The sequence below is a fragment of the Wolbachia endosymbiont of Cylisticus convexus genome, from assembly GCF_003344345.1.
On the sequence record NZ_QPIP01000031.1, the window covers coordinates 1 to 22,141 of the forward strand.

26 protein-coding genes are annotated in these 22,141 nt (G+C 37.4%); 8 read left to right on the forward strand and 18 right to left on the reverse strand.

Going from position 1 to position 22,141, the window contains the following annotated elements; genetic code table 11:
- Positions 1-65 precede the first annotated feature (65 nt).
- Positions 66-1,304 carry an IS256 family transposase gene (locus tag Wcon_RS04355; protein ID WP_114516979.1) on the forward strand — a complete coding sequence of 413 codons (1,239 nt, stop codon included), beginning with the start codon at positions 66-68 and terminating at the stop codon, positions 1,302-1,304.
- Here Wcon_RS04355 and Wcon_RS04360 read toward each other — a convergent pair.
- From Wcon_RS04360 to Wcon_RS04375, 4 genes are all read right to left on the reverse strand, one after another.
- Positions 1,245-1,622: a type II toxin-antitoxin system RelE family toxin gene (locus Wcon_RS04360; RefSeq protein WP_237350033.1), complete on the reverse strand. Its 378-nt coding sequence runs from the start codon at positions 1,620-1,622 to the stop codon at positions 1,245-1,247. The two genes, Wcon_RS04355 and Wcon_RS04360, sit on opposite strands and share 60 nt — an antisense overlap.
- Positions 1,603-1,824, reverse strand: coding sequence for a hypothetical protein (locus Wcon_RS04365; protein ID WP_007301853.1), 222 nt, complete (start codon positions 1,822-1,824; stop codon positions 1,603-1,605). Before Wcon_RS04365 ends, Wcon_RS04360 begins: the two co-directional genes overlap by 20 nt.
- A gap of 103 nt (positions 1,825-1,927) precedes the next feature.
- Positions 1,928-2,131, reverse strand: coding sequence for a hypothetical protein (locus Wcon_RS04370; RefSeq protein ID WP_114517345.1), 204 nt, complete (start codon positions 2,129-2,131; stop codon positions 1,928-1,930).
- 54 nt (positions 2,132-2,185) lie between these two features.
- Entirely contained in the window at positions 2,186-3,262 is a 1,077-nt protein-coding gene (locus Wcon_RS04375) for a hypothetical protein (RefSeq protein ID WP_114517346.1), read from the reverse strand.
- A gap of 238 nt (positions 3,263-3,500) precedes the next feature.
- Between Wcon_RS04375 and Wcon_RS04380 the strand changes: the two genes are divergently transcribed.
- Positions 3,501-4,553, forward strand: coding sequence for a hypothetical protein (locus Wcon_RS04380; protein ID WP_114517347.1), 1,053 nt, complete (start codon positions 3,501-3,503; stop codon positions 4,551-4,553).
- A gap of 284 nt (positions 4,554-4,837) precedes the next feature.
- On the opposite strand, the gene Wcon_RS04385 is transcribed toward Wcon_RS04380, so the two are convergent.
- The 14 genes from Wcon_RS04385 to Wcon_RS04450 form a co-directional block, all read right to left on the reverse strand.
- On the reverse strand, positions 4,838-5,089 hold the full coding sequence (locus Wcon_RS04385; RefSeq protein ID WP_114517348.1) for a ribbon-helix-helix domain-containing protein: 252 nt from the start codon (positions 5,087-5,089) through the stop codon (positions 4,838-4,840).
- A complete protein-coding gene (locus Wcon_RS04390) occupies positions 5,079-5,747 on the reverse strand; it encodes an AAA family ATPase (RefSeq protein WP_114517349.1) in 669 nt (222 codons plus the stop codon). Before Wcon_RS04390 ends, Wcon_RS04385 begins: the two co-directional genes overlap by 11 nt.
- A gap of 120 nt (positions 5,748-5,867) precedes the next feature.
- The gene (locus Wcon_RS04395) at positions 5,868-7,406 is read right to left on the reverse strand and encodes a hypothetical protein (protein WP_114517350.1); all 1,539 of its coding nucleotides are present in this window, start codon (positions 7,404-7,406) and stop codon (positions 5,868-5,870) included.
- 76 nt (positions 7,407-7,482) lie between these two features.
- Entirely contained in the window at positions 7,483-7,995 is a 513-nt protein-coding gene (locus Wcon_RS04400; protein ID WP_114517351.1) for a hypothetical protein, read from the reverse strand.
- On the reverse strand, positions 7,995-8,519 hold the full coding sequence (locus Wcon_RS04405; RefSeq protein ID WP_114517352.1) for a hypothetical protein: 525 nt from the start codon (positions 8,517-8,519) through the stop codon (positions 7,995-7,997). Before Wcon_RS04405 ends, Wcon_RS04400 begins: the two co-directional genes overlap by 1 nt.
- Entirely contained in the window at positions 8,509-10,167 is a 1,659-nt protein-coding gene (locus tag Wcon_RS04410) for a portal protein (protein ID WP_114517353.1), read from the reverse strand. Before Wcon_RS04410 ends, Wcon_RS04405 begins: the two co-directional genes overlap by 11 nt.
- Positions 10,152-11,972 carry a hypothetical protein gene (locus tag Wcon_RS04415; protein WP_114517354.1) on the reverse strand — a complete coding sequence of 607 codons (1,821 nt, stop codon included), beginning with the start codon at positions 11,970-11,972 and terminating at the stop codon, positions 10,152-10,154. Before Wcon_RS04415 ends, Wcon_RS04410 begins: the two co-directional genes overlap by 16 nt.
- Positions 11,966-12,241 (reverse strand): hypothetical protein, encoded by a 276-nt coding sequence (locus Wcon_RS04420; protein ID WP_114517355.1) that lies wholly within the window; start codon positions 12,239-12,241, stop codon positions 11,966-11,968. Before Wcon_RS04420 ends, Wcon_RS04415 begins: the two co-directional genes overlap by 7 nt.
- 110 nt (positions 12,242-12,351) lie before the next feature.
- Positions 12,352-13,743 carry a hypothetical protein gene (locus Wcon_RS04425; protein ID WP_114517356.1) on the reverse strand — a complete coding sequence of 464 codons (1,392 nt, stop codon included), beginning with the start codon at positions 13,741-13,743 and terminating at the stop codon, positions 12,352-12,354.
- A complete protein-coding gene (locus Wcon_RS04430; protein WP_147269147.1) occupies positions 13,730-13,987 on the reverse strand; it encodes a hypothetical protein in 258 nt (85 codons plus the stop codon). Before Wcon_RS04430 ends, Wcon_RS04425 begins: the two co-directional genes overlap by 14 nt.
- Before the next feature lie 4 nt (positions 13,988-13,991).
- A complete protein-coding gene (locus tag Wcon_RS04435) occupies positions 13,992-14,429 on the reverse strand; it encodes a hypothetical protein (protein ID WP_147269148.1) in 438 nt (145 codons plus the stop codon).
- The gene (locus Wcon_RS04440; protein ID WP_114517359.1) at positions 14,395-15,849 is read right to left on the reverse strand and encodes a hypothetical protein; all 1,455 of its coding nucleotides are present in this window, start codon (positions 15,847-15,849) and stop codon (positions 14,395-14,397) included. Before Wcon_RS04440 ends, Wcon_RS04435 begins: the two co-directional genes overlap by 35 nt.
- Positions 15,849-16,346 (reverse strand): hypothetical protein, encoded by a 498-nt coding sequence (locus Wcon_RS04445; protein ID WP_114517360.1) that lies wholly within the window; start codon positions 16,344-16,346, stop codon positions 15,849-15,851. The genes Wcon_RS04440 and Wcon_RS04445 overlap by 1 nt, the downstream gene beginning before the upstream one ends.
- A gap of 32 nt (positions 16,347-16,378) precedes the next feature.
- The gene (locus tag Wcon_RS04450) at positions 16,379-18,895 is read right to left on the reverse strand and encodes a hypothetical protein (RefSeq protein WP_114517361.1); all 2,517 of its coding nucleotides are present in this window, start codon (positions 18,893-18,895) and stop codon (positions 16,379-16,381) included.
- 126 nt (positions 18,896-19,021) lie between these two features.
- Here Wcon_RS04450 and Wcon_RS04455 point away from each other — a divergent pair, with 126 nt between their 5' ends.
- From Wcon_RS04455 to Wcon_RS04480, 6 genes are all read left to right on the forward strand, one after another.
- Positions 19,022-19,231, forward strand: coding sequence for a hypothetical protein (locus Wcon_RS04455; RefSeq protein WP_114517362.1), 210 nt, complete (start codon positions 19,022-19,024; stop codon positions 19,229-19,231).
- A complete protein-coding gene (locus Wcon_RS04460) occupies positions 19,194-19,496 on the forward strand; it encodes a type II toxin-antitoxin system RelE family toxin (protein WP_237350034.1) in 303 nt (100 codons plus the stop codon). Before Wcon_RS04455 ends, Wcon_RS04460 begins: the two co-directional genes overlap by 38 nt.
- A 117-nt stretch (positions 19,497-19,613) precedes the next feature.
- Entirely contained in the window at positions 19,614-19,850 is a 237-nt protein-coding gene (locus Wcon_RS04465) for a hypothetical protein (RefSeq protein WP_114517364.1), read from the forward strand.
- Between the two features lie 7 nt (positions 19,851-19,857).
- Positions 19,858-20,142 carry a type II toxin-antitoxin system RelE family toxin gene (locus tag Wcon_RS04470; protein ID WP_179947484.1) on the forward strand — a complete coding sequence of 95 codons (285 nt, stop codon included), beginning with the start codon at positions 19,858-19,860 and terminating at the stop codon, positions 20,140-20,142.
- Between the two features lie 198 nt (positions 20,143-20,340).
- Positions 20,341-21,210 carry a replicative DNA helicase gene (locus Wcon_RS04475; RefSeq protein ID WP_237350035.1) on the forward strand — a complete coding sequence of 290 codons (870 nt, stop codon included), beginning with the start codon at positions 20,341-20,343 and terminating at the stop codon, positions 21,208-21,210.
- A 103-nt stretch (positions 21,211-21,313) separates the two neighbouring features.
- On the forward strand, positions 21,314-22,141 hold an 828-nt coding region (locus tag Wcon_RS04480; RefSeq protein ID WP_114516781.1), incomplete at its 3' end, for an IS256 family transposase.

The following is a 22,141-nucleotide window of genomic DNA, read 5'->3' on the forward strand; positions in this document are numbered from 1 at the left end:
GTTCAAAAAAGTGTGTCAAACCGAAAAAAAGTAATTTATATCAATTTAAAAATGGAGGTTTGACAATGAGTCAAAAAGTAGTAAACAGAACTAACGGATTGGTAGATTATAAAGAGTTGGAAACAAATATCCTGTCGTCTATACGAGAAGGAAGACCGTTGACAGGAAAGGAGGGAGCATTAACACCATTTATAAAAAAGCTGCTGGAGGCGAGTCTAGAAGGTGAAATAGAAAACCATTTATTAGCTGAAAGTGAAGAAAATAATCGCAGAAATGGGAGGAATGGAAAGACTTTACGTACAAGTGCAGGTTCATTTGAGCTGTTAACGCCAAGAGATAGAGAAGGAAGTTTTGAGCCGCAAATAGTCAAAAAAAGGCAAACAAGCTTACATCCAGAGCTTGAAACGAAGATTTTGAGCACATTTGCCAGTGGTATGAGCTATAGAGATATAGCGTCACACGTTGAGGAAATTTATGATCACAAAATATCGGTAGCAGAGATATCAAGTATTACCGACAAATTACTGCCTATAATCAATGAATGGCGTAGTCGTCCACTGCAATCAGTATACCCGATAGTATTTATGGATGGGATGTTCTTTAAGGTCAAGGAGGATGGACATTGCGTAAGTAAATGTATGTACAATATATTGGGCATAGACCAAAATGGCAGAAAAGAAGTCCTGGGCTTTTATTTGGCTGAAAGTGAAGGAGCTAACTTTTGGTTGGAAGTGCTAAATAACCTCAAAGAAAGAGGAGTAGAAGATATTCTGATTGCATGTGTAGATGGGCTAAAAAGCTTTCCTGCAGCCATCAACAGTGTATTTCCCAGTGCAGAAGTGCAGCTATGTATAGTACACCAAATAAGAAATTCTCTGAAATATGTATCCAGTAAAGATGTGAAAGTTTTCATGAATGATCTGAAAAAAATATATCGTGCTTCAAGTAAAGAAATTGCTGAGAATTATCTGCTTGAGCTGGAAGGAAAATGGGGAGAAAAGTATCCTTTAGTTATAAAATCCTGGCAGAACAATTGGGAAAACTTATCCAGTTATTTTAAGTATTCTGGGCCAGTTAGGAAGCTGATTTACACCACTAATCCAATTGAGGGGTTGCATAGACAAATCAGGAAATTTACTAAAACTAAGGGTTCATTTACTAGTACAAATGCCTTGTACAAACAGGTATATTGTGCTATAAAAAAGGTAGAGCAAAAGTGGATTATGGCTCTCCCTAATTGGGCTTTAACTATGTCTCAACTTGATATTTTCTTTCCAGATAGGTTGAAAATTGAGTTGAACTAAAAATGCGGCTTGACACACTTTTTTGAACATTCCCTGATTGTAAATGTTATCTCTATGTCCTATTGAAACAACAGTTACTATACGTTTTGCAGTATCTACACGGTAGACGATACGATAATTACTAGCAACTTTTATTCTTCTATGTCCCTTTAATCTATTGCGTAATGATACACCGTTACCAATAGGATCAGTCTCAAGATATTCTTTTATTGCGTCTTTAATACTTGGCTTGATGTCTTCTGGTAAGGAAGGTAAATTCCTCTTAACAACATGTTTGAGATATTTGATAGTATAACGTTTATTTCCAGATGTCTTCACTATCTTCTATTTCTTCTGCATCATCATCACTTAATTCTCTAATAATTTTAGAAAATGCAATGTCTTCTGCTTCAAGCTCGATCGCTTCTTTGACCAGCTTTCCTGCTAACTTTTGAACAGACTGCTTAGTAGCCTTAGCCAGCTCAATAAGGTGTTGTGAGGTTTCTGTATCAAAGGTTACATTAATCCTTGAATCTGCCATAAATTTTACCGAAGTTTATGAGTAATTATACAACATTTTCCTGAAATTTTCAATAAAGATCTCTTCTAAAAATTCAGAAGAGATCCCTATTGTTAGAAACAAACTATTTCAACTGACTCGAAGCCTGTAAAGCAAAGTATGTGCTTGAATTCACGAATGAAGAAGGTAGTGAACCCCCTAACTGTTCTAGCTCTCTAAGAGAAAGCTTACCTTCAATAACAAGCTTCACATTTTTTTCTTCTTGTGTCTTAACAGATCCCTGATTAGCACAAGAAACAGTGTTTTGTCTTTTTCTTAAATCTTGCATAATTAACCTCTTTAAATTATAATAAAATACAATAATTTAGCAACTTGACAAGTACTACCCCAGTTGATTTAGTGTTTTCTCAGATATCAAACCTTTTTTAAGTAACAATGTATTTTTCACTTCTCTTAAATCTGTAGAAGGACCTCCAAGTTGATCCACAACTTCTGAAATATCCCATTTAGTCGGATCTGGCATATGCGGTAAAAGCCTTCCCCATGAACCTCCTAATTGCTCTAACTCTTTCTCAGGGTATTTTTCTTGCTGCATCTGTGAACCTAACTCCTTGAGCACAGACTTTGCTTCTGGACTTTTTGCTACAAAATCCTCTACTTTATTAGCTCCTTCTGATAAAACTTTTACTTCCTCAGAACTTTCTTGTTGCAATTGTGATGCTAACGCTTCATACAAAGGCTTTGCTTTACTTTGAGGACCTAAAACTACCTCTGTATTTGCTTGCAACTGTTCTTCAGTAACACTATTTCTTTCAATGAATTCTACAGGCTTGTCGGCATGAACGAGAACTTTGATCTTACATTCTTTTCCTTCAACACACCACGTTAAATTCATCTCATATGAACCATGAGCCACTTCATATATTCTCGTCCCATCTTCACAAAGTGTTAAACGCACTCCTCTTGTCTTATCGTCGTCAGGGGAGCAAAGAGTAATTGTTTTAATACCTAGTTCATTGCATGAATCATTATTCAAAAAGTCTAGTAAGTTGATTTCTTTTTTACCTTCAAGCCACTCAAGCCTTATGGAAGGAAAAGCAACTTTATCTTCATCTACATGTTGTTCAAGACATAAAAATTTGAGTTTTAAACCGCTATCTTTTATTTTTCTTAATACTTCTTTTTTCACTTCATCCGTAACAAATCCTGTAATCATAGGACATTTACGATAATTCATATCATATAATCTGCCATTGCTCAGCATGTCGACATCTAAATAATTAGAAGAAAATTTCTCCCACGAATCTTTATCTGAAAAGTGGTAGCCATGTGTATTACCAGGTGGTATTTCAGCTATATTGGAATTTTTATTCACACCTTTATTAGGGAAAAATGGTATTATAGTTTCCCCAAACTTCTTTTTGCTAGACCAAATCCAACTTCTTAAATTACTTAACATAATAACCCCCGTATTTATGCCATAATAAATTATGACATTACGGACTATGCAAAGTCAAGCCTAGAACATGAATCTTTTATGAAAATTAATATGCTTTACGTGATATAGAATTTGCCATATTTCTAGTAGACAACAAGCTTAAAATTTCAGGGAATTTGTGTAAAGGGCATTTCTGCCCTTTACACTTATTTGAAACTTTAGTAGAATTCAAGCGCCAACAAAAAAACTACTAGAACCCATGAAAAAATATCAGAGGCATCAAAATAAAGAGTACCAAAACGAAAAAAAGAGTCAAGAAAAAAAAAGCTTGACTTCTCATTATCGTGTACATCACAACTTCAGCATACGTGGCAGCATACACATAGTTAACGTCAATAGCAAACATGTGCAGGCGCAAATCAATTCTGCAAGGAGAATAAAAGCGCGAGAAAAGTCAGTTGAGCGCAAACTTCCAACTCGAACTTTTGACGATGAGACGCGTCTTACTGGCAGTGAACTACTACAAGTCATGAAAAATGAGGAAGTAAGATGGTTTAAAAATGGCACTTCTGTTCCTCCGGAGCATAGAACCTATCTTTCAGAGGCTTTCAATCCGCACAAAGCAAAGAAAATCTATGCAAGTAGAGCGCAGAAAGAAGCAGAAAGATACTTTGTGAAAGTGGTAAAAGAAAAATTTCGCGATTTAAAAACGTCAAAAGCGCCGGATGTGCTTTCGATTAGAGAAGAAGTAATAGAAAAAGTTCTCGAAAAGTTCAAGAATCACATCGAAATTAGACCAATAATGGTATATGTCAAAAATCTCTTTGTAACGTACGATGAGCATTTATACAGCAAGATGAGCATGAAAGAAAAAGTCGACCACCACATCGATTTGATAATAAAAAACACCAGTGAAGAGAGAGAAGAAAAATTGCTTAGAGGAGGAGCAACGCCGGAGGAAGTATACCACACTTTCAGAACGGTCCAGGGATCCAATCTCTATCGCATCAGGCTGCTGAGCGAGCGAGGAGGAGCTGCGCTTGAAATATACATCAGAAAAGAGCTGGAGCGGCGGCTTAAACTCCTTTTCAACAGGTTTAAAGAGAGAATGATCAAAATTGGTGTCGACACGGAAAAAGACTTTTTCTCGATCGCGCGCCGGCATTTTTCGTTTTTATTCACAAAGAAATACGTAAAAAACAGAAAGAAAACAATGAGGGAGGTACGTCATATCCTTGCTCTTATCAGAGAAAACCCATTTGATGTTCTGAAGGATTACGACAAACTGTGCAAAGGGGTTGGACCACCCTGAACAAGACTGAAAATGTTAAAGTTTCACCCGAAAGTGACCCCCATCGTGCCTAATTGAAAAAAACAACGAAAAGTGCGACGATTATATTAGTTTTAGTATTAGGAAAATGTTCTTACTTAAAAAATAGTAGAGTGAAATCCTTTCATTTTTCTTTCATTTTATAAAAGTTATACACAATACAATATATAAAAGTATATATTATAGTTTTTATAGTATATTCTTATTATAAAAGTCGAAAGTACCCCTATAATATTCTTATAAAGGAAGAAAGAGTTATAGAGAGGTTATTCACAGTTTAAGTATTTTCTTACTGCTTCTACTATGATAGCAGTGCTACTAGTTTTGGTTTCAAATGCTATTTTTCTTAATTCCTGATGCAAATTAAGCGGCAATCTTACCGTCAGTCGATGCGTTTGCTCCATTTTCTTAATGAAAGCATTTGCCCATTGATCATCTCTTGTATAACCTACTGCAGAATTACTAGGAGTTTCATCTAATCTACTTTCTGAAACCTTAGGAATCCGTTTATTGGACATTTAAAACCTCTTTGTAAACAGACTCCATTTCCTCAATTGCTTTTATATCAGCTGGTTTATATTCAATGATGGCCATACCTTTGCCAGAGGCACGTCGAACTGCAACTCGTTCACTTAAGACATTATCGCACCTAGTTAGGTTATTAAAATCACTTAAGAAATCATCACAGTCTTCGATTTCTTTTTTAGCTGTAACTGGATTAGTACTCACTCTATTAAGTAACACTTTTGCGCTTAGATTCCCTGGAACACTAGCAACTAAGTTGCTCAGAGTTTCAAATGTCCACATATCAAACTCAGAAGGAACAATAGGAAATATAGCTAAGTCAGCTAATGATAAAGCAGCTCTTAACGCTTCATTATCAGCACCACCTGCGTCAACAACAATATCTTGATATTTCGACTGTAAAGCTCGTAATTCATTTCTAATTACTGTACCAACATTAATCGTTCGTTTGTCTAGGACTTTTTGACTACTACTAACTCTTGGTAAGTCCGCATTCTCATCTCTACGAGAGGCCCATAGAGTAGCTGTTCTTTGTGGATCAATATCATAGAGAAGAACATCCACTTTTTTGATAACACGCATCGTTGTTATATTTGTAGCTATGGTTGTTTTACCACAACCACCTTTTTGACCACCAACAACTATCAACATAGAAGACCTTCGAGCTTTAACCTCACTATGATGTCAATGTGTCAGTATGTCAATGTGTCAGTATGTCACAAACAAGAAAAAGTGGTTTATTCACCGAATTACCAACAATTCTGTGAATAACTAAAGATCACAAACACTCAAACAAGAAAAAGGGGCTTTTGCTCGCACAGAGACAGCGCCATTCTTTAACACTTTATGGTTATACATATCCTCAGGACAAGGTATTCCCAGACGATTTCTTTCAGGAAACCACATGATGAACTCACTTAACACATCAGCTATATCATCGGTAAATTCAGTTTCAGTATGAATCTTTTCAAATTCATCAAATATCAAATAATGAAAATCTTTTTCTCCTTGCTCAAGAAAGATATGACCTTGCTCGACAAACTGACTACAAGATTGAAACACTTCCATCTTTGACCTGGTTCTTCTTGAGCCTAAAATTAATGTATTTGGCAGCAGTGTTCTCAGATCTGCTATTACCTTAAAGCCTATGCCATGTTCTTCTACGACTATTGCGTGCAGCCTATGCTCGTATTTACTTAGAAACTCATGAATATCGTGTTCAACCGTTGCTGGATCAAGCTTTCTTGCCAACAAGTCCACCCATACTCCACACCTTTTTGGCTGATGTGCAAACTCACTCTTCGTAAAGAACGGCTGAAACACTCCCACCGCTGTTCTATCAAGTGTTTTGAGCGAACCACTGTTGAGATCGATAAATGCTACTAGATCTTTTTCACCAATCTTTTCATAAGCAAAATCAATCTTTTGAAAATATTTTTCATTAAATATTTGCCATTTTGGCTCTGGAGGATCTTGCATGTATTGCGACTGATAAACATAAGGCTCTGCTTTTTCCTTAATTCTTAGCTCCTCCATCGGTAGTCTGTTTTCATCAATACTGGTGCCATCTTCGAGCACTGCTGGAATGATGATCTTTTCAAACTGCCTCTCTGACTTCTTATCCAAATAGCCAAAGATATCGTAAACACTAATTCTCTGCCCAATCACCAAAAATGGTGTGTCAGCAGTGTTACGCCTCGAGGTTATGCACTGCTCAAACTTCTGACAGGCACTGATTAGTGACACGCGACTATAAGCGCAGCTTGCATCGTGTAGATCATCAAGAATAATGCAGCCACCGTACTTTCGACCTTCATCAAAATCAAGCGAGCTATCTCCAGCTCCAGTACCAGTTACATGTCCTGATATTGAAAAGCCATTAACAAAACCTCCTTCCTTGGTTCTTATTACTCGCGTACTTCTGCGCCCAACAATCTTTACATTTGGAAAAACTTGCCGATAAAATGGCGACTCAAGAACAATGTGCAGTTCATTCATCTTCTCACGCATTAAATCCCTTTGATGAGTGATGTACATGAATTTTGCCCTTGGATTGTTGCCAAGGGCAAAAGCTACATGAAAGATGAAACCGAGCGTGGTTTTAGCACAACGTGGTGGTATGTTCCACCATTGGCTGTGTGCTTTTTCAAACACCAAACGATTAACACTGCTAAACAGCAGCCACAGATAGTTTTTACTACCATCCTCTCTCTTTAAATTGAGTCTAATGTTAAATACTCGCAGCATGCCTTGAAACGCAAAGAAACCAAAGTCTTTGCGGCATAAAATAATATCTTCTTGATTTAACACTTGATTTCTTTAATTTTTTAATAGAAAATATTAATCTTAATATAGGTACAGGTACCAATACCTAGAGTATTGGTACCTAAAGCATCATTGCAACCTTACCAATACCTTCACCAAGTCCGCCTAACATTTGATTGATAATCGCCCAGCGATCATTTATCGCTTTGCCGTAAGAAGTGTAACTACCACCTAAGTTCTGACTAATCTGTGCACCAAGACCATGCGCGCCTATAAGACCTTGCAGTCCGCCTAAAGATGAACCGATAAAATCATTTAAACCCTTAGAGGCAAGGTCAGAGTTTAAACTTGCAACTTTAGACAAACCATAACTTGAGCGATCAAGTCCACTTGCCCTTAAGTTATTGCCCAGCGCGGTATTCATTTGATTGCTGATGAACTGCTGATAAGGACTTTCTTTATATTGCGACGCTATTTTATTGATAAATCCTCCGGGATCTGCAATACCCTTTCCAAGACCGCCAAGATTCTCCATATAGCGATCATATAATCCCTTTTGCATCGCAATATTATTTTCAAACTGACGATTAGCTTTAGAGCTACCAAAAAGCCAGTCAAACAAATCTCCAAACATTATTCCTCCCTTTTTACACCAGCAAAGAGTCCAGCTATGCTATCTGCTGTGTGATCGCATAGCCGGGAAACATTGAGCATTTTTTTAATACGTTCTTTGACAATCTCCTTACGGGCTGTGCCAAAACATCTCATTTTAAGTGCGCCACCAAAATAGCGTTTTACTTTGCCCTTCCAGTGCAAACAAAACAGTCCTTCGGCGATAATCTGCAATTTTTTGTAATACGACATATGGCTACCTTTGATGTATTTTTGCTTAAAAAAATACTGATTGTCCTCAAGCAGCACTAAATCAAGCTGTGGATTGCCGTGAAGTAAAAGCGCAATCACTCCCTGATATTCATAACTAATCTGGCGCAATATTTCTCCCTCCAGTTTCCATTTTTCTACGCCTAAAACGTAGCTACCACAATAAAGTGTTTCGTCCCTGACATAGGCAAAACCATTACTCTTACCAAGGTCAATGCTCAAAACATTCTCAGGTATTCTTTTTGCAAGTGAAAATTTTTTTATCTTAAGCTCCACTTTTCTCCCTCAGCATTTTTTCCTCATGAGCATTACGCATCTCCTCTCGCATTACTGCTAACTTTTCAGCCAGAAGATCAACCTCAGCTTTTAGCTCGGCAATTCTTTCTTTCGACTGTATCTCAAGCAATTTAATCTCCTGCTCGCTTGGCTGCTGCGCTTGCTGCATCTGTTGCTCTTGTTGCTGCTGGCCAATGCTCAGCACTTTATCACGTAGAATCTTACTGCTCACCGTGTCTTGATTGAGCAGCATCTCTCCTAAGAGTTCGACACTTATTTGCTGATTAGCTGGACCAAGATACTGCATAACATTCAGCATCAGTTCATTATCCTTCTCACGCTGCTTTTCTAAAGATTCACTTATTTTAATTTTGACATTTGTAGATCTGCTAAAATTAATTAAACTACTTAAAGTCTCATCATCTTGTGCCAATTTGTAAGGTAGTAAGGAAAGCAGAACATTTCCTACTTGGTTGAGCGTAATTTGATGGGCGAAATAATACGAGGTGACACTACCTTCATTTTCCCTCAGCTTGTCACGTAAGGCAGCAGCAGATGAATACTTGCTGTCTTTAACAATGTTGGTAGTGTCACTCCAGATTTGTGACAATAAACTAAGAGCCTGCTGCATTAATACCGCGAGGTTCGGATCAGAGCCAGTTGGAGGTATCACAATAGGCTGTATACCATCCACCGTCGCATATTCTAGTAACATCTCACGAGGATCAGCAAAACGCAGCGTTTTGCTACTAGCAACACTTGCTTGCGGCATTAAAAAGCGATTTTGAAAGTATTTAGCACCATAGTTCATCATCGCTATACAGTGGTTATAGGTCTTCTGCGCATAATGACACATCACACCAAGTGGTCTTGTCACTTCACGATTATCAATATAGTGAGAGCAGCCACCATGAAATACCAGTGGCAGATGCCGATGGCCATATAGCTCTTTGCTTTCAAGAATTTCTTCATTCGTAAACCGATAAAAGGTTATACCATCATTCTTTTTCAGATAAAGATCAGTAACTTCAATGTAAGGAACAGTGTCTTTATCCTTAAACTCGAGCCTCTCAATTTGCGCATATCCCATCTTCTCTAAGCTTGTTTTATATAAGCGATGAGTAATACCACAGTAACGTCCATCGCCCTTGTGGGGCTCGTTACTGTGTGGATCAAAAAAGAAACTCTCTGTACCGTTTATTGCCCTGATTTTAAACGTCAGTTCATCATCTTCGATATCTTCATTGTTGTAACCAAAACCAATATAGAGCGCTGAATAGCCACCGATGATCGCTTCTTTGAGCGCTTTGCTATATTCCACATAGTGATCTTGACTAAAGATTAAATCAGTGATAGAACCGTGCATGAACTGCATCACCTGCGGGTCAGGGCTTTCACCATTTACTTTCAGCTCTAAATCATACTTTTTACCACGCACAGTGTTTAAAATCTTCTCAGCCATTGCAAATGTGACGTTGAAAACTATTGGCTCTGCACCAATGCTCAGCAGCTCTCGTTTTTCATTCTCAGTATATTGCTCACCCATAACCACGAACTTATGCTGACGCCGTGCTTGCTCGATATTTCCACTCCAATAATCAAACCAGCTATTTCGCAGTCTGGTTAAATACTCTAATCTTGTGCCCATTTGCGCATTCCTACTTTGCTACCACTCATCGATGCTTTCTTGAGCATCTCAAGAATAAACCCACCTTGCTCTTCAATGATTCTTCCTTGCAGAGCTGACATTAATTCTCGTGTTACTGGATCTTTGGCTGAACCAAAAGAATACTGCGCAAATAGCTTGGCAATTTTGCCATCAGAAAAACCATTGAGACCTATTTTTGCTAAAAGCAATCGCACACCTCCTGCAGATAACTGACCAAACGATCCTAATTTATCAACAAACTCCATCAATTTCTCCGAAGTAACAGGTGCTATGTGCTTGTTTCTAATTACATTTGCATTTTCCAGTAAAAAACCTCTGATTACTTGCTCCTTAGTAAACACTCCACTGTCAACCGCAATCTTCTGTGGCAACTCGCCAAATATCTCAGCTACTTTTCTTATATTTCCTCCCTGTAGCGCATCACTTGCACCACTTAAGAGTCCCATTGTCTTACTGACATTTGCGCGGAGCGGTAAAAAGTGTTCTTCTAGTTTGCTGATAACCTCTTTAACTTGATTTTCTGGTATGCCATGTTTTTCCGCTAATTTATAAGAAGAACCTCTCAAACCCGACAATATATCAGCAAACTCCTTAGATTTATAACTTCCACTCTCACCAGCAAATTTACTTTCTAAATCTTCTATAATCTTTCTTTGAAAAGGATTATTCGTTTCTTTAGCAGCACTCTTTAAATAACTGCCCACATCTTTCACTCCTATATTTGGCACATCTTTTATTGCCGTATCAAAACCACGGCTAACTATATTGTGCACTGGCTCTCTGCCTTGTTTAAACAGACTTGTTACTGCTTTTCCACCTTTTACTGCTCCAGCACCAAGGCCATGGGCTGCAACAATCAAAGGTGCATCTTCCAGTGTGTCAGTAAGCGCATTAGAAAGAGGATTTTTATCACCTGCTATTCCCCTCTCAGCAGAAGTGCCAGCAAAAGCTCCAACCAAACCTCCAAGGCTTCCTCCTATAAACATTCCTATAGGCCCTAAAGGTGCTCCAAACACTGCTCCCATAGCAACGGCAGGAATATCTGCTATTATCTGCAGTCCCATTTCCCGGAGAAAATTCTTTTTTACTTCTTGTGGCTCTTCTATTATCTTAGGATTGCCTGATAGTTTGATTAAGGTATCAATGCTCACACCATCTAAACCTTCAATCTGACTATCGAGCTTTCTTGTTGCTTCTTCCTTGACAGTTTTTTCTATTCGCGGATCTTGCATCAGCTGACTTAGCTGCGTCTCATTTAATCCTCTGACTTTCTTTTGAATATCTCCAGCTCGAGCCTCAAGTTTCTCCTTTGTTTCACCAAAGAATTTTCTCCAGCTTTCAGCTGAGAGTTTATTGACATTGAATTTTTCTTTAAAAGACTTCACTGAATATTCATTCATTGGTAAACCTTCTATCTGCATAATTGCAGGTAGAAGTTCGCCTTCTAAATAGCGGCCAAATTCATTGCGAGCATCAAGTTTGTCTTTGTTTCTAAAAAGATCCGTAATTGAATTAATTTTATCACCACTAAGCAGTCTGGAAAATTTGGAATTAGGTAGAGCATTTTCAGCGGCACCGAGCTTTTCACCAGCTAACTCCAGTGCTCTTTGATATCTAGGAACATTTGAGATATAAGCCTTTTCCTCATTTGACAGTTCCTGAGTTTTAAGCTGTTGCTCTACATATTGCTTTTGCCAGTCTTCAAAGCGTTTGCGCTGCAAAAGTTTTTGCTCATACTTGCTCTCAAATACGCCTCTACCAAGACCACTTAGTAATCCTAACATTTTTCAAAGTCCCCTCTATACTCACCAACAATGTCATCGATAACCTCCCCACTTCTGGTAAAACCGCTTTCACTTTTTAACTTATCATGAGCAAAAACCAGATTCTTCAGCTCACCACCATCGATCTCATCACAAACTCCCAGGCCAAGTTTCAGTATTAAAGCATGCTCTAAATGCTTCATCTTTTGCTCTTTATCAGGAGAGTTAATTACATTTACTAGCTCCTTATTGATCGCTTCGCGTATTAGGCTTTTCGTCCCTTTTTCCATCTTTCTCCCTCTTTAAATGCTCTCTCCACATAATGTTTATGCGATCGGTTAATATCTCCAAAAACATTCCCCAATGAGTTATCAGATGTTGTGGCGCTATTAAATCCGGGTTAGACTCTTTCTTTTCCATAGATCCTCTTTAATAAAAAACTGCTGTTGCACTCTTTAAATTCAAACTTGAAATGTACCAGTCCACTATTAATGCCAAAAAGGTTGTAATTAAGTTTGATCATCTTTTCCCTGCTTTCTTCAAATTCATCGGCAAAAATTGTGACCCTATAATCTGGCTCAAGCGCAAAATCCCTCTTGTAGGAAATAAACATATCGATAAACATTTCCGACTCACTTCCATAGAAATACAAAAATGCTAATTGCTCGGTGATGTAAGGCTTGAATGATGGAAAATAATCCGTGGTTATTACTCCATTAAAAGTAATGTCTCCTGCCCCACTAGTCTTGCAAACTTTGAGGTTATTCGTCACAAGTAAGCAGTAAACTCTGCTCTTGACATTGACATGATAATTGGCGTTTTGTTCTCGCAGTAATGTCCAGATACCTAAACTGAGGTGCAGGCAGTAAGAAACATTAGGCTTGCCATTTGGCAAATTAAAAAACAAGACATAGTAAGTATTGTTGTTATAGTTGAACATGCTACTGACCACGTAGTTGATAATGCTCCTATCTTTCCAGAGAGGAGCATTGTCGAGCACTTTCATCTCCTGACCATCAAAACAAATAATCACAAACTTGCCATCGATTGAGTGAAATGCACCAATTAGAAAAGTGCCATTGTTTTCTAAAGTACGTTTGCTGATTAGCTTATAGGGAACACTCAGTTCTCTTCTTTTGGTTAGTGGAAAAAGTCCATCACTGCTTGGTTGTCCATACCATACTTCCATGCCATTTTCTGTAAAGATACAGAGATTATTTTTGATCACACCAAGCCCTACTCCTTTGCCAGCATAGGAAATAATTGTAAATGCTTCCCACTTTTTAAATTCAGCGAAATCACTAGTATAGAAGACTTCTCCCTTACTTAGCAGGTAGATAGTTGAGTTCATCACCGCAAAATCTACGATATCTTTAGGTTTTATATCGCCTTTTGACAGATCAATTTCAGTAAAGGTTTCATTCACCAGGCGATAAAGTTTGCCCGATATCAACCAAAATTTGTAGTCATTGCAATCGCACATCGAAGGACGATCATCCTGAGAGACATTTGCTAACGTAAATATCTCTTTATATTTGTTTTTTGCCAGATCGATCTGATAAATTGTCAGTAAAAAAACAGCACTTACCTTAGCCAAATAGATGGTATCGTCATTGCCATAGTAAAAACCAACGATACTATCACCAGTTGCAAAAGGAACCTCAAAAAGTGGAGAAAGTGCTGGTCGCAGCCGCAAACCTTCCGGCGTAGCTAAAAAGTTCTCCACGCTAAAATCATCAATAGCATGGCCATATTTGATGTCTCTCAGTAGTGGAATTTCAAAAGAATTCATCATTAATCCAAATAGGCTCCTTAACACTGTAGCTGCCTACACTGCCACCAGCAGACAGCCGATCTTTAATCTCACGATACTGCTCGGCAAAACCCTGCGGCAGTGGAATATTAAGCCGTACTGACAGCTTAAAAGCCGTGGCATATTTGAGAAATTCTCGTTTTAGTCCATCAAGACCAACTATTTTGTTATCAACATCTTTGAAATGAATGAGATATTCTGTTGTTACCTTAATCTCTGGCAAAATTTTAATCTCGCCGGCAAGTATCACGGGTGAGTAGCATATACGATGGCACCCACACCTTTCTAAGTGATGATATCGGGCGCATAGAGCATCCGCTGCTTTTGTCTATCAGCTCCACAACATGAAATTTTTTGTAGCTAGTTAGATTAACATCAAAAGCTGGCTTTTTCTTGTTGCAATCATCAAAAACAAAACCACCACCAACTGTTTGGCCGGGCTCTAACTTAATCTCCTGGACAGCGTCAGAACCCAGCCAATAGTAATTTTCATGCAGTTGATCAAAAGCTTCAGAGAAGAGTCTCTTTACTAAATCAAGCGTACCTAAATGCTCAGAGGCATCACGACGCGAATTGATCCCGAGCATTCCTTGTATTTCGACAAGTAGATTGGAAAAACTATCGTCGTAATCACTCATCTTGCTTCTTATCCTCCTTCTTGTCATCTTTCTTAGTATCAACAGTAGAAAGATTTTTGATCGTTTTAATGTAAGTTTCAGGGTTTGGTGATTTAGGTGGCAATATTAAAGTGCCAACAAAAAACGGAAAGAAATCAGTATACATGTAAGCCATTAGCTCGCCCCATTCATATGGAGCACTAGCGAATACATATTGGCTCTCTACCAAAAATGACATTGCATTATTTTTTGTAGGTCCAAAAGCAGCGCTCGGAGCAGATATTTCTTTGTAAAGATATTTGTTAGTTGAAGGTGCTGGTACTGGTCCAATCTTAAATATTGAAGCTGGTTGCCACCAGAAGAATGCTTTGCAGTGATCTCCTACAACCTTAGCTTTAGCGCCTATTAAATACTCTTTGTCCGGAACATCAACATCATAGGTAATACCTGGTGACACCCGTACAGTAGCATTCGTGCTATCCTCCATTACAGTAAACGCTATTGGCACTCCTGATGGTATTTCATCTCTATCTCGTGCTAGCCACTCTTTGCCCTCTAGTTGAATGATATCTCCTTTTTTAAAGACAGGATTGAAACGATTATCTACCTCTATGTCTCCTGACCCAGAAAAACCAAAAGTCACAGTCATAGAACAATATTCATCCATCTCTTTAACAATTTCTTTTACTGTTAATTCGGCTTTAGATGCCGTACCTGCCTTATGAAAATAAGTTGATGTATCAATATAAATGTCAGCACAATCAAATGTTAGTGGTGATAGCATATTTTTAGTATCACTAAGAAACATATCGCTTTTTGGTGCTTGCGTGTAATTGAGTCCCGATTTAGTACGGAGTACTCCAATTGCAGAATTTGGCATTGAACCGACTAGTCTTGAAGTACGAAGTACGCCACCATTCACCCGTATCATATAATCAATAAGTTGACGTATATACCCTTCGATACAGTCATACATGCTGTCATCAGTAGAGCCAGCACAGATGAACCCACGTGATGCTATCGTTTTATATTGATAATCATTTATTTTTTTCACTACCTGCATTAATAATTCTTGATAAACACGTTCACCACGCTCCATAAATGACGTCATGCTTGTTGGCACATTTGAAGGAAATTTATCAAGATTAAATAAAAATTTGATATCCTCAGAATCTATCCCAGCTATGCCAGAAACTCGCTTGTAGTTAATTCTCATGGTTTTTTGATTAATTCTGTGAGCTTTCTGGTCGCCATGACTTGTGAAAAACTCATCATCGATTAACCCTCCTGTTGTGGGAATAAAAGGAGGCTGGACTAAAAAATGATCCTGTCCCGAATAGCGATTTGGCATATCAGGAGCACCAGGACCAGTGAAAGCGAGTAGTGGACTTGAAAACAAAACAGTTTCAATAAGCCTTTGCGATAATAATGTTGTTCTGTAATATGTTGAATCTGAATCAAGAGCCATTAGTACCCCCTAGTGCGAAAATAATTTTGTACTTGCTTGAACTCTTCTTCGAAGTCATTCGGCACATTGCTATGTTTGTAATTAGTGGGTATGGCAGTTGCTTTACTGCTCTTGTGTAGCCCTTGTTTTAAATCACCAACTTCTTCTTTGAATTTAGACAGTGGCTTACTTCGGAGTTCCTGGGATAACTGATCATCTTTTGCAATATCAGCTAGTTTTTTCACAAAAGAAGTTTTATTCTTACCTTTTGCTATCTGCTCATTAATATAACGAACTTTACTTACAGTTAGCGTATCGCAAAAATCTTGTAGATCCTGATAATCTTCACCATTTAGAACCTTTTCAGCAAATTGCTCATTTGCTTTCACCATTTCTAAGGTTTGACGATCATCATCGCTGATCGTATGCCCCTTGGCTATTGCCTCATCGAGAATATTTCTCGTTTTTTCTACACTTTCTGCATAGAAATCATCGTTTATTTCATTGTTTTCAATCATGTTTTTCTCCTGTTAAAAAATTTTATTTCATGTCAGTACCTAATGTAGTAGTCATAAGTTTTGTCACTAATAGTTGGAACATTGAACATCGTTGTTCCCTTATTGTTAATCTCACTGGCAATCATATCTGCCAGCCCTTCTGGGGTCGTCTCCTTAGTTGCTTTTACTTCTTTAAATTCCCTGGCAGTAACATCAGTTGGTGGTTTTCCACTACCTTCAACACTCCACCAAATTAACGTATCAAAACTGTTGCCAGTATTTGCATTGCTGTAAGTCTTAAGACCGATAAAATCTCCTGCTTTCACTTCTTTAAATTTGATCACATAGAGGCATCTTTGCGTAAACAGCGCTTTATGCTGCATAGCATAGGTTATTACTGAGTTTTTCTCAGCAAACAGTACATTAGGCTTTCCTGGTATTCTCTTGTCCGTCGCTGATTGTTTGTAAATAACGTGATTACTCCATGTTTTTATTGGTAAATTTATAGCAACACCGTCTTGGAAATCCAAAAGTTTAGAAAAAGTACCAGCAGTAAAACTCGTACCACGTGTTAAAGACACTGAATTTACAAACCAAGGTGAAAACAAAAAGTAATTCTGTGAAGCTGGAGCATTAGCACCATTTGGTTGCAAAAAAGTAGCGCTATTTCGTGGTATAATTAAAGGAAAACCAATATTATAAACTCTACTACTAAAATTAACCGGATTAAACAATCCATGTAAACCAGAATGATATTCAGATTGTTGATAATTAAGATTTACTGTCAGATAAAAAAATCCTTCCTTAATAGAATAATGTGCTTTAGTTTGCTCAGTTACTTTATCAATACCCTTATTATATAAGGTATTAATAATAGAACTTGAAATTAAATTGGTTCCACTTTTAGTTTGAAAATAACTTGGAAAATTAGAATCAGAACCCGCAAAGTTTACTACAATCAAATGAGCATTAGTTATTTCTAATATACCACTTGAATAACCAGTAGTAACATCAAACGAATGGCAACAAGTTATGCTGTCTGCTGCTGTAACATATTGAAAATCATAGTTAATATCTGAATTGGCATGAAATGTAGTTTCAAGCCACAGATGACCAATATCATCACCCTCAGGCTTTGCATTTACTACTCCGTCTCCTTCGAAAGCAACTTTAACTTTATTATTTAGAGCAAACCTTTTAATATGCTCGCTTGAGATCGCATTAAACCAATTTGGTACATCTTTGGTTTGCAGCATATCAAAGTTCACTGGCGCATGATCCAGCTTGTCATATAGTCTTTTGTATTCAATGCCGAGCGGACTAATCGCTGTTGAATCAAGTGTACGACCATCGCACTTGATTAAATTTATCTCTTCTTCATTAACTTTTGCTCCTTTTGGATAAGAAACTAGTTCACCGATATTATCGACAAACTTAAGACCATCAATTGCAAAAACCAGCTCATTGTAATTGTTATTAATGCTGTATTTATTTGCTTTAAACGAAGAAAATAATAAATTAGATTTTGCTAAATCAGAATTTTGTGTTGGATATTTAAAATCAACTGATGAAACTGGTGCTGAAACCTCTGCACAATAAAAATTTGTCGCTTTAAAATTAAATGTCCGATCCGTTGGTAATACAAACTTTAACGTCAAACTTTGATCATCACCAATATCTGCAGGTATGACAAAGTCGAGCAAAGTTAAACCAGTGTCATAAACCTTTGGCGTATCAGAATCAATTAAAAATTGATCGATTGACATAACTTTCGGCGGTGTTGATGATTTTGCACCAAAATTACGAATTGCTACTAAATTAATGATTATATCATCACCACCTCTCCAAGCATAAAACTTTAGCTTAAATGTTCCAGAAATAGCATTCCACAAGGCATTAGAATGTTTAAATACTATAGCTTTCTCGAGAGGCGAATTTTTCTCATTAGACTTTTCACAAATAACATTTAAATAAAAACGAGGATTGCCTTCACTGATTCGTTCAGCCTCAGTGATATCTTTAATGAAAACCCTATCAATGTCAGTTCTATCCTGTATCGGTACTGAATCAGCATAAGATCTTACAAACTGCCATGAAAGTCCAGCAATTGGCACTTGTGAAAACAGAGGTGAAACATAGCCAGGTCCCTGCCCTCTATCATCAATCTGCAAACCAATATTAAACTGCCCATCGATAAACAAATTATCAGATATTATAGCGCTAGTTGGATCAGCGCTGCGCTGCTCCTGAAAGTAAGGGAGATCAGTAAAAACAGTCTCAGGAGCTGCAGCATTGCCGTAACAGCACTTCAGCTCTACGATGTAACGATCTTCAGGGTCATCTATGTCAACAAAGTAGTAGAGTTTATGGGGCAATGCACCGTTTTCATCAAGTTGCAGAGGATTTGGTGCTGGTACGACATTTCCTTCTTTATTTTTGTAATAGGCATTACGAAGAGTTGTAGGACTCTTCTTGTCATAGAAATACATCCAGTAGCCAGCGGCTGGCATACCCTCTCTATTCCTAATAATGTCTTGCAATACTATACTTAGTATTAACTTCTGTGTCATTTCTCCTTAACATCAGCAAAAGCTAATACCCGTGTATACTCAACCTACCATAATCTGTCAATATAATTCTTTATTGAAAATTTTAGGAAAATGTTGTATAATTAATGGTAGATTTCGGTAAAACTTATGGCTGATTCAGGCATTAATATTAGTGAAAAAGTTTTAAAAGACCTTGCTCGTCTGGCTAAAGTAAAGAATCAATCAGCTCAAGAGCTAGCAGAGCAGTTTATAAAAGAAGCAATTGAAAATGAAGAAGATATGGCAATAGCCAAACTTGCTATTCAACGTGACACTCGAAATGCAAAATTCATCAGGCATGAAGACATCAACTGGTGATAAGTATTTAATCTGCTATGAGGAAAATGTAGTTCACAAAGACATTTCAAACCTTCCAAAGACAATATGGTCAAGGATAAAAGAAATTGTAAAAGAGCGTCTTACACTTTCTCCTGAAAAAGCAGGAGATCCATTACTCGGTGAGTTCAAAGGACATCGTAGAATACGATCTGGTGATTATCGTTTGGTTTATAGGATAAGTAAATTAGAACGTACAGTAATAATTACTGCAATAGAGCATAGAGAATACATCTATAAAAGTTAGAACCTTCCTATAAGCATAGTATATTTCATTATACAGCCCTCCTTGCTGATCCATTCTTTATTGAAAATTTTAGGAAAATGTTGTATACTTATGTAGCAGTATATCTTGGTAAAATTTATGGATGATTCAAAAGTTGTTATAACACTCAACTCAAAAGCCCTCCACAATCTCACCCAACTAGCTACATTCAACAAAGAGTCAGTTGAAAAGTTAGCAAAAAGGTTAGTCATAGATGGAATCGAATGTGAAATTGAAAATATCGCACTCTCGAAAATCATCAAGGAAACTGATTCTCCTGATGCAAAGATGATTAAAGGCGGTGATGTAGATTGGGATACACTATTATCTGCATAAATAAATTGTGAAGTATGAGGTTGATTACCCAGAAAAAATCTTTAAGAGAGATTTTCGTCCCTTGTCACCAGAAATAAGAAAAAAAATAAAAAAACTCATAGAAGACGAAATTGCATTTAATCCATTCAAGGTTGGTAAACCGCTAAGTGGTAATTTGAAAGGATATAGAAGCTTCAGAACTAAAGATTGTCGTATTGTGTACCGTATAAACATTGCAGAACATAAAATAATTCCTGCTTCAGTAGGATATAGAAAAGATGTTTATGATAAGATACCATTAGATTTACTGTAGAAATATATTATTATACAGCCCTCCTTCCTGATCCATTCTTCACCTTAGGTGGCTTTGCTCAGCTCAAAAATAACCATTTTTTGGGTACCCCCCACTATAAGTTATATTATATTATTTATATATAATATAATATAACTCATTGGGAGAGGCGACGAAACAAGATCTTGAGTTTGAGGAGCCTCCGGTTTAAGGTGAAGAATGGATCAGGAAGGAGGGCTCAGGGTCGATGAGGACGTCAAGTTAATCTTTGACTATCTCAAAGACTATAAAAACTATATCAATAAGCTACTCAGCAATACGAGTGACATCGAAGGAATGACAACAGGAATAGAGCAGCTTGATAAGATAACAGGTGGCCTCAAAGAGGGAGAGCTCACTGTACTTGCCGCTCGTACTTCGATTGGCAAGACTTCAATAGCATTATATATGGCTCTGCAGGCCACAAAGCTGCTAAATGACCACGAGTATGTCTGTTTCTTCTCGCTCGAAATGTCAGCAAATCAATTGATCAACAGAATAATCAGCATTGAAGTCAATGAAACAATAAATAACATTCTCAAGAGCCAGAATATGGATCTTTTATATCGTGGAATAAATCAAATAACCTTTTTAAATATTCTCATCGATAACTCAGGAAATATGGATTTAAATGTCCTCAGAAGAAAGATCGCATCAATTTGTAATAAATACAGCATAAAATGCATATACATTGACTATCTGCAGTTACTCAGAGGATCAGGAAGAACAGAGAATAGAACTCTTGAAGTAACAGAGATCAGTAGAACTTTAAAGAACATTACCAAAGACTTTGAAGTTCCTATCGTAGCATTGTCACAAATAAATCGTAAGGTAGAAGACAGACAAAACAAAAGACCGCAATTAGCAGACCTAAGAGAGTCAGGGAGCATCGAACAGGATGCTGACATAGTTTTACTACTCTACAGAGATAGTTACTATAAAACCGACGCTAATAACGAATTAGAGATAAATGTTGCAAAGAATCGCAGTGGATCAACAGGCAAAGTTACAGTGCCTTACCAAGTTAATACTGGAAGGATATTGATTTAACGTTTTAGTAAGTCTAATATTGCCTGATTGTAGGGAATGTTCAAAAAAGTGTGTCAAACCGAAAAAAAGTAATAAATTGATATAAAAAAATGGAGGTTTGACAATGAGTCAAAAAGTAGTAAACAGAACTAACGGATTGGTAGATTATAAAGAGTTGGAAACAAATATCCTGTCGTCTATACGAGAAGGAAGACCGTTGACAGGAAAGGAGGGAGCATTAACACCATTTATAAAAAAGCTGCTGGAGGCGAGTCTAGAAGGTGAAATAGAAAACCATTTATTAGCTGAAAGTGAAGAAAATAATCGCAGAAATGGGAGGAATGGAAAGACTTTACGTACAAGTGCAGGTTCATTTGAGCTGTTAACGCCAAGAGATAGAGAAGGAAGTTTTGAGCCGCAAATAGTCAAAAAAAGGCAAACAAGCTTACATCCAGAGCTTGAAACGAAGATTTTGAGCACATTTGCCAGTGGTATGAGCTATAGAGATATAGCGTCACACGTTGAGGAAATTTATGATCACAAAATATCGGTAGCAGAGATATCAAGTATTACCGACAAATTACTGCCTATAATCAATGAATGGCGTAGTCGTCCACTGCAATCAGTATACCCGATAGTATTTATGGATGGGATGTTCTTTAAGGTCAAGGAGGATGGACATTGCGTAAGTAAATGTATGTACAATATATTGGGCATAGACCAAAATGGCAGAAAAGAAGTCCTGGGCTTTTATTTGGCTGAAAGTGAAGGAGCTAACTTTTGGTTGGAAGTGCTAAATAACCTCAAAGAAAGAGGAGTAGAAGATATTCTGATTGCATGTGTAGATGGGCTAAAAAGCTTTCCTGCAGCCATCAACAGTGTATTTCCCAGTGCAGAAGTGCAGCTATGTATAGTACACCAAATAAGAAATTCTCTGAAATATGTATCCAGT

Bases quoted from the DNA above. Each gene is read 5' to 3' on its own strand.
- Wcon_RS04460 (WP_237350034.1), top strand. From the start codon at position 19,194: ATGCAAAATTCATCAGGCATGAAGACATCAACTGGTGATAAGTATTTA.
- Wcon_RS04450 (WP_114517361.1), bottom strand. From the start codon at position 18,895: ATGACACAGAAGTTAATACTAAGTATAGTATTGCAAGACATTATTAGG.
- Wcon_RS04440 (WP_114517359.1), bottom strand. From the start codon at position 15,849: ATGGCTCTTGATTCAGATTCAACATATTACAGAACAACATTATTATCG.
- Wcon_RS04415 (WP_114517354.1), bottom strand. From the start codon at position 11,972: ATGTTAGGATTACTAAGTGGTCTTGGTAGAGGCGTATTTGAGAGCAAG.
- Wcon_RS04445 (WP_114517360.1), bottom strand. From the start codon at position 16,346: ATGATTGAAAACAATGAAATAAACGATGATTTCTATGCAGAAAGTGTA.
- Wcon_RS04365 (WP_007301853.1), bottom strand. From the start codon at position 1,824: ATGGCAGATTCAAGGATTAATGTAACCTTTGATACAGAAACCTCACAA.
- Wcon_RS04475 (WP_237350035.1), top strand. From the start codon at position 20,341: ATGGATCAGGAAGGAGGGCTCAGGGTCGATGAGGACGTCAAGTTAATC.
- Wcon_RS04400 (WP_114517351.1), bottom strand. From the start codon at position 7,995: ATGTTTGGAGATTTGTTTGACTGGCTTTTTGGTAGCTCTAAAGCTAAT.
- Wcon_RS04410 (WP_114517353.1), bottom strand. From the start codon at position 10,167: ATGGGCACAAGATTAGAGTATTTAACCAGACTGCGAAATAGCTGGTTT.
- Wcon_RS04425 (WP_114517356.1), bottom strand. From the start codon at position 13,743: ATGAATTCTTTTGAAATTCCACTACTGAGAGACATCAAATATGGCCAT.
- Wcon_RS04455 (WP_114517362.1), top strand. From the start codon at position 19,022: ATGGCTGATTCAGGCATTAATATTAGTGAAAAAGTTTTAAAAGACCTT.
- Wcon_RS04385 (WP_114517348.1), bottom strand. From the start codon at position 5,089: ATGTCCAATAAACGGATTCCTAAGGTTTCAGAAAGTAGATTAGATGAA.
- Wcon_RS04375 (WP_114517346.1), bottom strand. From the start codon at position 3,262: ATGTTAAGTAATTTAAGAAGTTGGATTTGGTCTAGCAAAAAGAAGTTT.
- Wcon_RS04420 (WP_114517355.1), bottom strand. From the start codon at position 12,241: ATGGAAAAAGGGACGAAAAGCCTAATACGCGAAGCGATCAATAAGGAG.
- Wcon_RS04370 (WP_114517345.1), bottom strand. From the start codon at position 2,131: ATGCAAGATTTAAGAAAAAGACAAAACACTGTTTCTTGTGCTAATCAG.
- Wcon_RS04435 (WP_147269148.1), bottom strand. From the start codon at position 14,429: ATGACAAGAAGGAGGATAAGAAGCAAGATGAGTGATTACGACGATAGT.
- Wcon_RS04390 (WP_114517349.1), bottom strand. From the start codon at position 5,747: ATGTTGATAGTTGTTGGTGGTCAAAAAGGTGGTTGTGGTAAAACAACC.
- Wcon_RS04355 (WP_114516979.1), top strand. From the start codon at position 66: ATGAGTCAAAAAGTAGTAAACAGAACTAACGGATTGGTAGATTATAAA.
- Wcon_RS04380 (WP_114517347.1), top strand. From the start codon at position 3,501: ATGAAAAAATATCAGAGGCATCAAAATAAAGAGTACCAAAACGAAAAA.
- Wcon_RS04465 (WP_114517364.1), top strand. From the start codon at position 19,614: ATGGATGATTCAAAAGTTGTTATAACACTCAACTCAAAAGCCCTCCAC.